The 11262-nt window shown below is 44.9% G+C and carries 18 protein-coding genes; all 18 read left to right on the forward strand.

Annotated features, from left to right (window positions below; translation table 11 throughout):
* A partial coding sequence (locus tag F6K46_RS34940) for a transposase (protein WP_293066883.1) occupies nucleotides 1-237 on the forward strand: 237 nt, incomplete at its 5' end.
* 188 nt (nucleotides 238-425) lie between these two features.
* On the forward strand, nucleotides 426-677 hold the full coding sequence (locus tag F6K46_RS34945) for a helix-turn-helix transcriptional regulator (protein ID WP_293066886.1): 252 nt from the start codon (nucleotides 426-428) through the stop codon (nucleotides 675-677).
* Between the two features lie 155 nt (nucleotides 678-832).
* A complete protein-coding gene (locus F6K46_RS34950) occupies nucleotides 833-1204 on the forward strand; it encodes a hypothetical protein (RefSeq protein ID WP_293066889.1) in 372 nt (123 codons plus the stop codon).
* Between the two features lie 353 nt (nucleotides 1205-1557).
* Nucleotides 1558-4824, forward strand: coding sequence for a DUF3987 domain-containing protein (locus F6K46_RS34955; protein ID WP_293066891.1), 3267 nt, complete (start codon nucleotides 1558-1560; stop codon nucleotides 4822-4824).
* A gap of 208 nt (nucleotides 4825-5032) precedes the next feature.
* Nucleotides 5033-5173 carry a hypothetical protein gene (locus F6K46_RS34960; protein WP_293117877.1) on the forward strand — a complete coding sequence of 47 codons (141 nt, stop codon included), beginning with the start codon at nucleotides 5033-5035 and terminating at the stop codon, nucleotides 5171-5173.
* Between the two features lie 666 nt (nucleotides 5174-5839).
* The gene (locus tag F6K46_RS34965; protein ID WP_293066897.1) at nucleotides 5840-6340 is read left to right on the forward strand and encodes a hypothetical protein; all 501 of its coding nucleotides are present in this window, start codon (nucleotides 5840-5842) and stop codon (nucleotides 6338-6340) included.
* Nucleotides 6341-6529: 189 nt separating this feature from the next.
* The gene (locus tag F6K46_RS34970; RefSeq protein WP_293066900.1) at nucleotides 6530-6877 is read left to right on the forward strand and encodes a MerR family DNA-binding transcriptional regulator; all 348 of its coding nucleotides are present in this window, start codon (nucleotides 6530-6532) and stop codon (nucleotides 6875-6877) included.
* Between the two features lie 208 nt (nucleotides 6878-7085).
* Nucleotides 7086-7541, forward strand: coding sequence for a hypothetical protein (locus F6K46_RS34975; protein WP_293066903.1), 456 nt, complete (start codon nucleotides 7086-7088; stop codon nucleotides 7539-7541).
* Entirely contained in the window at nucleotides 7541-7834 is a 294-nt protein-coding gene (locus F6K46_RS34980; RefSeq protein ID WP_293066906.1) for a hypothetical protein, read from the forward strand. Before F6K46_RS34975 ends, F6K46_RS34980 begins: the two co-directional genes overlap by 1 nt.
* Nucleotides 7835-7843: 9 nt before the next feature.
* Nucleotides 7844-8011 carry a hypothetical protein gene (locus F6K46_RS34985; RefSeq protein ID WP_293066909.1) on the forward strand — a complete coding sequence of 56 codons (168 nt, stop codon included), beginning with the start codon at nucleotides 7844-7846 and terminating at the stop codon, nucleotides 8009-8011.
* 97 nt (nucleotides 8012-8108) lie between these two features.
* Nucleotides 8109-8492, forward strand: a complete 384-nt coding sequence (locus tag F6K46_RS34990; RefSeq protein ID WP_293066911.1) for a hypothetical protein — start codon at nucleotides 8109-8111, stop codon at nucleotides 8490-8492.
* Between the two features lie 4 nt (nucleotides 8493-8496).
* Nucleotides 8497-8709, forward strand: a complete 213-nt coding sequence (locus tag F6K46_RS34995; RefSeq protein WP_293023842.1) for a hypothetical protein — start codon at nucleotides 8497-8499, stop codon at nucleotides 8707-8709.
* 64 nt (nucleotides 8710-8773) lie between these two features.
* Nucleotides 8774-8926 (forward strand): hypothetical protein, encoded by a 153-nt coding sequence (locus tag F6K46_RS35000; protein ID WP_293066913.1) that lies wholly within the window; start codon nucleotides 8774-8776, stop codon nucleotides 8924-8926.
* 75 nt (nucleotides 8927-9001) lie between these two features.
* Nucleotides 9002-9220 (forward strand): hypothetical protein, encoded by a 219-nt coding sequence (locus F6K46_RS35005; RefSeq protein ID WP_293066914.1) that lies wholly within the window; start codon nucleotides 9002-9004, stop codon nucleotides 9218-9220.
* Nucleotides 9221-9574: 354 nt separating this feature from the next.
* Nucleotides 9575-10057, forward strand: coding sequence for a hypothetical protein (locus F6K46_RS35010; RefSeq protein WP_293066916.1), 483 nt, complete (start codon nucleotides 9575-9577; stop codon nucleotides 10055-10057).
* Entirely contained in the window at nucleotides 10047-10460 is a 414-nt protein-coding gene (locus F6K46_RS35015) for a hypothetical protein (RefSeq protein WP_293023834.1), read from the forward strand. The genes F6K46_RS35010 and F6K46_RS35015 overlap by 11 nt, the downstream gene beginning before the upstream one ends.
* Nucleotides 10447-10665 carry a hypothetical protein gene (locus F6K46_RS35020; protein WP_293066919.1) on the forward strand — a complete coding sequence of 73 codons (219 nt, stop codon included), beginning with the start codon at nucleotides 10447-10449 and terminating at the stop codon, nucleotides 10663-10665. The genes F6K46_RS35015 and F6K46_RS35020 overlap by 14 nt, the downstream gene beginning before the upstream one ends.
* 39 nt (nucleotides 10666-10704) lie before the next feature.
* A complete protein-coding gene (locus tag F6K46_RS35025; protein ID WP_293117881.1) occupies nucleotides 10705-10923 on the forward strand; it encodes a hypothetical protein in 219 nt (72 codons plus the stop codon).
* The last annotated feature ends 339 nt before the right edge of the window (nucleotides 10924-11262 follow it).

Below are 11262 nucleotides of genomic sequence, written 5' to 3' on the forward strand. Positions count from 1 at the left end.
CAAGTCCCACCCGATAATAATCGGGCAGAGCGCTCTTTGCGTTTGGCAGTGACTAAGCGTAAAGTCGCAGGGGGGTCTCGCTCCTGGAATGGGTTTGAGCGTTCAGCAACATTATTAAGTGTGATTCAGTCTTGTCGTGCTCAAGGGCGTAATACCATAAAGTTCCTGAGTCAGGCTGTGTCCTTAGCAGTCAGGCAGCGTTCTCACGAATTGTCTCTGATTCCGCTTTTGAAGTGAGTGGGGTGACTTTGTCAATCTCTACACCTGAATGCTTACCTCGCTTTTTCATCCATATATTTATAGTACACGATGTCCTAAAAAGTTGTCAAGGGTCTATGAAAAGTTTTTCATTAGTCGGTTTATGCCCTTTGAGGACTCCATGTCCTAGGAGTTAGTATAAAGAGACTAATCCAAAACGAAAACTCATGATAATCAACAGAACCATTACTGTGTCGGTAGTAATCGACGACTTGCCCAGAGTAATAAAAGAGGCAAGGGAGCAATTAGGCTTGACTATAGCAGCAGCTTCCAGGAAAGCAGGATTAGACCAGTCTCACTGGAGGCATATCGAGAATGGTCGATACAAAAGCATCCCAGAGCGAACCTTGGACAAGATGATCAAAGCATTAGGACTTGACCTTGAAATCAGCTGGCCGTCGCATTGCAGCTGTGGTTGATTTTGGTTGGGGGAGTGATCGCAGACCCTAGACATTAAGTTGCCTTAAGGTCTGCCCCGATAGAAGTCCAGTTCTAAGAAGCCAACTCCACCCGCACTGTAACCCCTGGACATTAAGTTGACTTTCTTTTCACTTTGGTTTCAAAAGTCAACTTAATGTCCAGGGAACACGACCAGGCAAATCAGACTGAATCACCATTAGCCCAAAAGGCTACGCTGCGCGAACGCGACAAAAAGGAAATTTGTGGAGAATCTTTTGCCTGCCCAAAGATAACAGTTCTGCAAAAACCCTTGGCTAGTAAAGCTTTAATTGAACCGTTGTTGTTAGTTGCGGTTGATAACCCAGAGATAAATACAGAAATGGAATATGTTGAAAAACCTGAAGTCTTTTATGCCTCTGGATTGTGCGTCGCGTCGTTTATCAAAAGTTTCGCGATATTTTTCCAGGATTTGCGTTATTATTTATTTGAAAGGAGAACAGGAGCAACACCCTGTTCCCGGATTCAGTCAATGTTTACGGTCAACTAAATACACTGAGTCTTTAACGAAAATTCCCCGCGTCTTGACAAAGACCGGGGGGTGACATCTGAAGTAAAATACTAACTTCAGATGATTGAGTTGTGTTGTTGCTGATCATTGCTTTTTCGTGACTCTGATCAGGCTATACGCGATACCTAAGTAAAAAGGTTATCTCTCGCGAAACATGTGAGTCGTGAGAAACAACCCACAAAAAATTTCAATCATATTTCAATGTTATACCAAAAATTCCAAAAAGAAAACCCCGGAAACGCCCAAACAACTCCGCAATTATCAGACAAGGACACAGCCGAACTGCTGTCCACTGCGGTTTCAGAGAGTTTAGAGCTAGACAAGAAAAATAATTGGCAAACTGGCCAAGACGTCAACCCCACTTCTCAGGAGGTGGCGTGATGAGAAGCTGGAAATCCTTTTCTAAAAAAGATCGATGCCCTATCTGCTCCCCACATGGGCGGAAGGGTGATGCACCCTGTGGGCACGACGGTAACAGAATTGAAATTGTCTGCACTAAAGCTTTAGAACTTGGAATTCAAAAAGGGGATCAAGAAGGGGATTACGTTGCCATGAAGGAAGTAGGTGGAGTTCAGCCTGGAATGTTCTTTGTCCATCAAGACCATCTAAAGCACGACCCCAATGCTCCCAAGAAAAAACAGCGGAAGCCCCAAACTCGTGAGTGGGTTTATCGCAACAAACAAGGCGACCCAGTAGTTAAGGTCAAGCGGATTGATGATGAAAATGGGAAGCGCATATTCCAGTCTCGGATGACAAGTAAAGGCCATTGGACTAACGGGCTAGGAGATTTAACCCACGAAGATTGGGTAGTTCTCAACTACCACAAAGCCGTTGAGGCTAGAAAACAGGGCAAGCAAATCGGAATATTAGAGGGTGAATCCTGTGCTGATGTCCTAGAGTCCATTAAAGGTCTTGACATAGTCCCCATATCCTTCAAGGGAGGGACTTCAGGGTTTAATGCCTATCAACTTGAATTCTTGATTGGCTATGGCCACAACACAATCCTGTTCCCCGATATGGATCAGCCAGGGGTAGAACTAATGAGAAAGGTTCAGGAAGTGATAGGTCCTTGCCAGTGGGCTTACACCGATCCAGACCGTGGAACATGGAATCGCCTTCCTGCTGCTGGCGGGGAGGATATTGTTGACTGGGTAGAAAAGGGGGCAACCAAGGAACAGATTTTGGCTGCGATCGGACCAGAAAGGGAGGATGTAGGAAGGTCGAATGCTGCCGAACAAGGGAACCTGTTTGACCAAGGAGCGATTGCAGCCAAACAAATAAACCCACGCCAGGATGCAGATGACCTAAAAGCCCAGCTAATGGATTTGGCGACCCAAGACCTGGACGGATTTGACCTGGACATTGAACTGTCTAAGATAGCTAGTCAGTTCAAGAAGCAACCAAGGAACATCAGAAGCCTTTATCTTAAGGTCGTTGACAAGCTAGAGTCTGCTCACGAGATCAACGAGATAGAGCCAGAGATTTACGAGCTACTATCTGGCAAAAAAAGGCAGGTTGATGTTTACAAGATTTTCCATCCCAAAATAGCCAAGGCCATAAACTTAACAGATAAAAAGCACCTCCACGGGGCAGCCTCTTTAGCATTACTGTCAATAACAGGAACACTAGCCAAGGATGTAGGTATTCAGTTGAAAAACGACTGGCACGAGCGTTTGATTTTCTACAACCTGATAATCGGGGCATCCTCTATTGGGAAATCCCGTATCATGTCTAAAATAATGAAGCCTTTGCGGTTAATGCAAGAGGATATCAACGAGGAAACGGCACGTTTGAAAGAAAAACTAGAAGAGGTTGAACCGGAATGGCAGTCTTTGGATCGAAATGAAAAGAGGGAGAGGAAGGGGACAGAAGAAGACCCCAATCACCTCAAGAAACTGATTCATAACCAAAGACTTTATTTCATGGACGGGACGCCAGAAGCTCTCGATTCCTACACTGCTCGTCAACCAAAAGGCTTTGGAGTTCTTCATTATGGAGATGAGGCGTCTAGTGTCTTTGATTTTGATGCATACAAGACCAACTCAAGGAAATCAAAAAAAGACAGAATGACGGCTTGGGGGAATGGAAAACAAGGGGCTGTCCGCAGACAAGACTTAACGAAATGCTACGATTTCAAAGGCCAAAGAATCAATATACTGGCTGGGATACAGCCGAAATCACTAAAAGAGAATTTCCCTGATTTTAATGTAGACAGGGATGGCGAGTTGTCTCGATTGCTAAAAATTTTGATAGAAGAGCCTAGCTTAAGCGAAAAGCTTAAATGGGATGAAACAACAGTCGATGTAAGTGATGTACTACTAAGCATCTACAAAAAAGTAGAATCGTTTCCCGACAATGTTATTTGCCGAATTTCACGTCAGGCGAAGGAGAAATTCAAGAAAGAAAGAGAACGATACATAACCTGGCAGTACAGGAACAGAGAAACCAAGCCAGCCTTTGCTCAATGGATAGCCAAAATGGTCAGTCATTTAGCCAGAACAGCTTTGGCTTTACATATCCTTGACTGCGCCTGTGATGAAGGGAAAGACAAATTGTTAGTCACAGAAGAGACGATGGATCGGGCTATCTATTTTGCCAACATCCTTATAGCCAACGAAAGACATCTACAAACAATTGTCACTGGCTGCAATGAATCCTTCAAAGAGACCAAAGACAGGTTACTGGGAAAGGTTCACGACATCTTTGAGTTCATCAAGACAAAAGGATGCACAACCCTTCTTGCTATCCGCCGAAAGTTTCAGACCAGAGGCAGAAAAAAAGGCATCAACAAGAAAGAAGCAATCGCGTATGTCGAACAGTTGGAAAGAGTAACAGAGAAAAGTACAGGGTTGAAAGGCTTCGTTCAGCTCTCCAGGAACGATAAAGGTGAAATCACGGGCATTGAATATATTGAGGGCGAAGGAGGGAATGGCGGCAGTGGTGGCAATGGAAATGGATCCACTCCTCCCTCGAATCCAGAGCCGGGAATGTCAGACTTTCAGATGGTAGTCGAGTCAAAACAGTACGCGGAACAGGTAGCTCTTCCTCCGCCTCTCTCTGATCCTATTTTGGAAGCTAACCACGAGCCTGTATCAGTTGGGATGGTTGAGCAAAGAAGTACAGAGATTGCCACTAACTCAGTGGCAGTACTAGAGAAACCCCCAGAGACTCAGCCAACCACCGCAAAGGGTTTTGGGGATGCCCAGACTCCTGTCAAGGTATCAACACCGCAGGATGATCGCGACAACCCAAGGTTTGATTCATTCAAGAAAACCGGGAGCCTCTACCGGATAGTCAAGGATCACGACAACAGCTCGGTTCTCTTAACTGATGAATTCATTGGCTTTGAGAACACAAGTAAGAAGATAGGCTCTGATCCGTTAAAGCTGAAGAGTGTACAATGCGTGGTTGAGCGTATTTCTTTGGAACCACAGATTTATCTTGTGGAGGAACTACGATATCAGAACGAAGAGGGGAAAAAGGTGGTACTCAATACTTGTCCTCCAGGGCAAATCCATTCTCCACTTATTCATTCTCCCGAAGTGCCCTTAGATCAAGTAATAGTCTTTGTTTACTCCGACGGGGTTCGCGATAGTTAATTCCAAAGGCTGACATCCGACGGGAAGAACTAAGCTTTCAGTCGTGTTTATGCGAACAGTATTCGCATATGGATTTAGCTAGCTGGCCGGGAACATGAAGGGTATCCCTTACTGCTATCCCTAGCTTTGCGCTGCCTTCCTTTTTGCCCGTATGGGTTAGAGGGAATTTGCTGTACCTGTCATTGCCTGGAGCTGTTCGCGTTGAACAATGATGCGACGCATTCCCCCACCTCGTCCAGGTGGTGGAAGCTTCATCCCACACCTCAGAGCAACCGAACCGTTAGGTGGTGTTGGCAAGAAGGATTCCCTAGCTCTACCTCAAAGGCCAGTAAACATACTGGATCTATGAGGCAACTAGTTGACACTCCCCATGGCTATAAGCCAGGGGATTCTTGGATCATCGACCCGTCTTGCTCAACCAGGTCGGAACCAGGAAGAGTAGAGGACAGTGTGATAAATACAATTCTGTCACACATTAATCCTGATTTTGTTGAACTCAAAAACACGCTCTATCCCTTGTACAACAAGAGCCTTGAGATTTCTGTCACAAAAAGCTGTCACAAAACATGGGGTCAGATCCACGGGATTTACCACTTGTTTTTTTTGGGTCTCACAACCCCTAAAAAGCGGCGAATCGAGCAATCAATATTGCAGATCCAAGTTGATTTCACTTATTGACTTATATCCTCAATAAGATGGGGTGGTAAAAACCATTGAGAGGTACAACGAAATAGATCGAGTGATACAGTGAAAAATACCTCTACAATATATATACATCAATACTTTTGATGTTTCACTTACTTGTGATTTTACTTGTGATTGTTTCTTCGATCCCTCAAAAATCTGTGACAAATCACAGGGAAACTCTTTCTTTAATCTCAACAAGGCATTTTGTTGAAAATCGGTTTTTCCCGCGATCGCTTCCTTAGTACGTTAATTTGAATTAGTTTGCAAATAAATCTATTAATACCCTAGTTAATGGTGTGTATAATACGCGCACCCTTTTACCTGGTTTGTGTTATTGTCGCAAAGTGTCGATGGTTCGTTACCTTGGGATGGTTCCCGATTAACGGAGAAAACTAAGATGCCCCGCTCTACTACCAAGACTATCGAATTCCCAGAGGACTCTGAAACCTTCAAAATGCTCAATGGTAGGCTCGAATATCTGGGAGATGAGCTTGGGTGTCTCAAAGAGCATTCCGAGAGCGTCTGGTCGCGTCTAGAGGAAATTGAGAGGCAGTTAGCTGACATAGATGGGTCGATTGATCGAGTGGAATCAACCTTGGCCAAGAAGATGCTCCCAGTACTCGATCGAATCGCAGTGGCTTTGGAACTCATCGCTTCTGGGATGCGCCAGAAAGAAGTCGATGACAACCTACTGGCAGCGCATTGTCCATGTACTGCCAGTAGGTTGCGGCCAGGAAAGCCACGTTGGATCGTTGAGCGAAGAATCCCCGCGCCCTTAACGACCGGGGAGTGTCGAATCCCTGCCAGCCAGCAGCACCCTGGGGATTAAGTTGACTTTGAGTAATTCGGGTGAAGTTCCTTTTTTGTCGCGATCGCTCTCAAATCAAAAATACCAGGACACGGATGGGACGCTTGCCGGTAATGGGTGGCCGTGATATTGGTTAAGTCAACTTAATTACCCCCCCCAAACAGTTGAGCGTTTGCTACGGTGAGGGTAAACGCAAAGGACGCAATACCAATGAGATTAAGGACTCCTAAGGCAACTTGCAAGGAACTAGGGATTACTATCAAGACCCTGGAGTACTGGCATGAGCAAGGAATGATAGAAGCTGTAATTACCTCCAACGGTGTCAGACGTTTTGATTTGGATTCGATCGCAAGTAAAAAGAACAAAAAGAGGCTCGACCGCTTGCCAGTAGCCCTTGACCCCTATAGACCTAACTGGGTTACCCCTAAGGATGCCAGGGAGATTCTGGGGGTGAGTAAGAATACTCTGATTAATTGGGAGGAGGAAGGCAAAATTCTGACCAAGCGAGATAACCGGAATCACCGCTGGTACGACGTTAACAGCCTGTATTTCGATTGATGCCAAAGCCTAAGTATAGCGCTACCTACCAAACGTTATGTTTTATGATTAATGATAAAAGCTGAAAACTATTGATAAATAAACAACTAAAATAATTGACAGCACCATACCAAACGTGCTAAATTAAAAGTGCATCAAAAAGGTGGCCGTAGAGTCGCAAAACAAACGGCCACCTTAATGAAGTCCAACGTGCAATTGGAACCAATCTATGATAGTCAATCATCGACCAGACCCACAGTCTGAGCTGTCGGTCTTTATCAAGACCCCGGAAGGTCGAGTATACGCTTCTGCCAAAGCTTGTTCTAGTCTCATTAATGCCAGTTCTGTAGCAGTGAACAATTTTGCTGTTGAGACTGGCAATGAACCTGAAGTAACCCTGAATATTCACTTAGCTGATCAGGTCATCACCGTCGGTCTTTTTGATGAGCGGTTTGTGCTGGATTTAATCCGTCATAACAAGCCAAAGGCTACTCCAGACTTGAGCGATTTTAGCTTGCGAACTTACCTTTGGGTGTGTGCAGGTTTTGATGCCAATTCAGTAATCAAGTCTGTAGTTGATCAGGTGTTTAACGAGGCCGAAAAAAATGCCGCTGTTGATTGTGATAACGGTGGCGGTATTACTCCCACTGGCATTAAAGCTATTTACCAACAGGAAGCGGAGTAATGGGACGGAATCAAAAGCCTCAGGTTATCGCAAAGTCTAAGCGAGCCAACCACTACACGGGAACCCTTGCCAAACGCTCTGGTGACCCAATTCAGTCCAGTGGCAAAACTGGAGAGTACACAGTTAATGGCCAACCGTATGGTGACATCTTACCCACCTCCTCTGGTCTACGAGAGACTGTCCGAACCAAAACCCAAGAGGAAGGACACAATGCCCTTGCCCCTGAACGGCAATCGAAATCCGAAGCAAAAGTAAAGTCAATCGGCTTTTTTGGCCGACGAGTTAACAAGTAGAAGAAACAGATGGAAGATTTATCGAAAGCCATAGACGAAGTGATTGCCCCTAAGGGTGCGGCAAAGTCGATTGCTGAACGCGAAAAGTTAATCAAAAAAGGGGGCACTCAAGGAACTAACGGGAGTATACTCCGCCGCAGGGTCAAGCCAAAGCCTCAAGTTAAGAACCCCCGTTAATTGAACTGCCCCGCCGGGTGCGGGGTAACCTTCTCTCTGATTGAAATTGCAAAAAAAAAGAATGAAAACCTACCTCTTTACTGATGGCAAAAGCTTGATGATCCGCGCATGCACCGAAGATCAACTAGAGTCTGCTCAGTATTTCTTCTCTGTTGAGTGCGGTCATCCGGTAGCGTTAATCGCCAGTGGTTCCGCTGACTTAGCAGAAGACTGCTTCTGTGAGCACTACCGCAACTGGTATTGGCACGGCATGTACAGCTTCAGTTCTGATTTCCTTTGGAAGTTTGCCCCAACGCACCACGAGTATGTGATTGCTCTAGCCAAGATGAAGGCAGTCAGTACTCGGGTCAAGTTAGGTAAGTTTGTTTCAAAAGTGACTTCTAAAATTCGTACTGCTGTGAATGAAGTGGTCTGGATTCTGGGCTTGGAAGATGAATCGGGGTATGACTATGACGAATGTGATTTCAACGAGGAGGTGTAGTGCAATGAACACGTTTACTCTTACTCAAACTTCTCGCGTTCGCATCAGTAACTTTCGCAAAACTAACCCTACTTTTGCTAAGTGGAAAATCGGATGTGCTCCGAAAGATGTAATAGAGGATCAATGCCGAACGACCTTAACCGAAGTCTACAGTACCTGGATTGATAATTGCGGGCAGGAGCACGATGTTCCATTCGCTTACGAATTTGTTCTGTAGTTAAAAATAGATACCTGGAAAAAAAACTGCCCCAGGTTTTGCACAAATCAATCAAGAATATCCAATGCTAACAACAATCAACCAACTAAAAAATATTGAAGCCTTGCCAGGGGTACGCATTTGGCAAGTAATAGAGTCAACCCCAGAATTGATACTTTTTCATGACGACCTCTTAAATGAGCCATTCGACGAGGATGCCTTTTTCCAGGACATTTGAGCGGGATTGAAAGCTCATGGAGAGGTGTGGTTCATTGATGGATTTGCAATATCCAAGAAATCAGAGAACCTGTATTTGACCGCTTCAGAATGGGACGACTGGGTGCGTGACCGCTTGATAGAGAATGGCTGTATCAAGGAAAAAGAGCAGCCACCAAAGACTAAGACTATTGATCTGAGTCGCCTCGCACAGCAGTCCTCCTCTGTCTCAGACCAGAAAAAGAAGACGACAAAGGTAACAGGGAAGGGGAAAAAGCCGGGACGCCCAGGGGTTAGCAAGAAGAAAAGACGTTGACGTTCCTTTTTTTGTTAACCGCAGCTAACCGCAGCTAACCGCAGCTTACTGCGGTTTCTCAGGCCATAAACTCTATCGCTATAGTTAAGCAAGACAAAACAGACGGGAGTTGCTCTTCCCGTCTTCCGTCAATCAATTGCCACGATACCAACCATGATATTTAATTTAATCAACGAATCGCGAAGCCATCGCGCCAAAATCGAAAAGACAACAGAATTCCTCGGATGGATGGACGAACCTCCGGCCTTGCTGAACGTGGAAAAAGAAGACCTCAAGGCTTGTCCACAATACTCCATTAGCGAGGATGGCCGGAGGGTACTATTTCAGTGCCGGTATCTCACAGAACATGGAGGGGTGGAGTACTTTCCGGCTAAGTACGCTGCACCACTGGAAGAAAAAGAAGACCAGCAGGTGTCCGAAATGTTCCAGACGTTTGAGATGGGAGAAGGGCAATCTTCCATAGTTTTCGCGATCGCATCAGATGTAACGTACCGTAGTCCCATCTTTCGGAAGGTGGAGAGTGGGCTGAAAGCTTCTGAATCGTTCTTTTTCGACCAAGGGCAAGTCGGACTTACCCGGTGGTTGCGTCAACGTTTCGGTCCCTGCGACCATGTAGCGGTGGTGGGGTTGGAGACCCTCTCGCATGAAACGATAGTGTCCGAATTAAGGCAGCTGAACCTTTCTCGTGAGGCAATTGTTTCCCGTGGCACGACCCTACTATTCTGGCTTTGTTCAAATGAATCCCTGGAGTACTTCCGAAAGTATGCCGGTGACCTTTGGGATATTCGCAGCATGATTGTTGATTTCGATTTACAGGAGGGAGTCGATGCGGCATGAATTTGACTTGACCAAGTGGTCTAACTCTGATCTATTTGATTACCGGGGGGCAGAGGCTAGAAGCGAAAAACTCAAAAGAGCTTTTGATTCGATCAGAAAGTATAACGAAAACATTTCTTACAACCCAAAAAGGACTTTAGCCATTAACCTTTCCGTTTTGTGGGAACTAACTGGAATCTCTCGAAAGTACATCAAACAGTGGGTTACAGACAACTGCCAATCTATTTTCCTTGAAAACAAAAGAGCTTGTCCAGGCATTAAAGTACCAGAGGATCAGGAGTGCAGCTACCAAACCCACCAAGTACCTTACAGCCGCTGCAATCATCAAAGATTCTCTAGGGACGAAGTAGCTGGACTGTTAGTTAAAATAAACCTTGATTTCTTGTTTTATGAAGACAACTAAGACTGCCAAAATCACTGAAAGATTCATTTCTGACCATCATAATTTTGCTCCCTTAAAAATCGACACCACTACCGAGTATTGCCTGGAAGATGGGGAGACTTGGCACGATGTTGCTGTTAGATTGATAGATAAGCCAAATCCCCTTATCTGTGACTACCGAAGAGCGATAGCATTGTTAGATATCAATTACAGGGAAACGATGTAACCTACTACCGCTCTGTTGTTGGGGAAGTGCTATGCTGTATTGGGCGACAAGGAGAAAGCTAAAAGCTGGCTCAACAATGCGAGTAATGAAGGGTTTAGTTCCGAAAAAGAAGCAAAGGCTCTTTTTCAAATAGTACAAAATTCTCCTCATAGTGTTTTAACATATATTGGGCACAACTTTTCGACTAGGGGAGGAAGCAATGAGAGGTTGTTGAAAAATATTCAATATATTGAACAGCAGCTTGAAGAATTAAAGTGAAAAAGCTAAAAGTATAATTTTGGTATCTTGCACTTTACTTAAGTATAGAGACCGTTACCCTAGAGAGGTAGCGGTTTTTTTATTTTTATGGTTAAAAGGAAGAAAAAACGGAAAGCCGACAAGGAACAAAGGCGATTACAGCGGAAGTTTGAACGGAGCCAGGTAAAGATTGACAAGGCAATCAAACGAGTTACTCTGGGTGCATCTCATTTGGGTGCGGCTCTTTTAAAAAGACAAAGAATAAGGTTTAGACAGGTATAGCAAGAGTAGGAGGAGCATTAGTAGAGCAACAAGCTTGAAAGAGTCGTTTCATTAAAGGAATACCATCAAGATACAAAG

The sequence above is a fragment of the Moorena sp. SIO3E8 genome, from assembly GCF_010692445.1.
Classification (GTDB): Bacteria; Cyanobacteriota; Cyanobacteriia; order Cyanobacteriales; family Coleofasciculaceae; genus Moorena; species Moorena bouillonii.

Excerpts from the sequence above, each read along its gene's own strand:
- F6K46_RS34975 (WP_293066903.1), top strand. The coding sequence starts at position 7,086 with ATGATAGTCAATCATCGACCAGACCCACAGTCTGAGCTGTCGGTCTTT.
- F6K46_RS34960 (WP_293117877.1), top strand. The coding sequence starts at position 5,033 with ATGATGCGACGCATTCCCCCACCTCGTCCAGGTGGTGGAAGCTTCATC.
- F6K46_RS34945 (WP_293066886.1), top strand. The coding sequence starts at position 426 with ATGATAATCAACAGAACCATTACTGTGTCGGTAGTAATCGACGACTTG.
- F6K46_RS34950 (WP_293066889.1), top strand. The coding sequence starts at position 833 with ATGTCCAGGGAACACGACCAGGCAAATCAGACTGAATCACCATTAGCC.
- F6K46_RS34995 (WP_293023842.1), top strand. The coding sequence starts at position 8,497 with ATGAACACGTTTACTCTTACTCAAACTTCTCGCGTTCGCATCAGTAAC.
- F6K46_RS34990 (WP_293066911.1), top strand. The coding sequence starts at position 8,109 with ATGATCCGCGCATGCACCGAAGATCAACTAGAGTCTGCTCAGTATTTC.
- F6K46_RS34970 (WP_293066900.1), top strand. The coding sequence starts at position 6,530 with ATGAGATTAAGGACTCCTAAGGCAACTTGCAAGGAACTAGGGATTACT.
- F6K46_RS35020 (WP_293066919.1), top strand. The coding sequence starts at position 10,447 with ATGAAGACAACTAAGACTGCCAAAATCACTGAAAGATTCATTTCTGAC.
- F6K46_RS35015 (WP_293023834.1), top strand. The coding sequence starts at position 10,047 with ATGCGGCATGAATTTGACTTGACCAAGTGGTCTAACTCTGATCTATTT.
- F6K46_RS34985 (WP_293066909.1), top strand. The coding sequence starts at position 7,844 with ATGGAAGATTTATCGAAAGCCATAGACGAAGTGATTGCCCCTAAGGGT.
- F6K46_RS35000 (WP_293066913.1), top strand. The coding sequence starts at position 8,774 with ATGCTAACAACAATCAACCAACTAAAAAATATTGAAGCCTTGCCAGGG.
- F6K46_RS34980 (WP_293066906.1), top strand. The coding sequence starts at position 7,541 with ATGGGACGGAATCAAAAGCCTCAGGTTATCGCAAAGTCTAAGCGAGCC.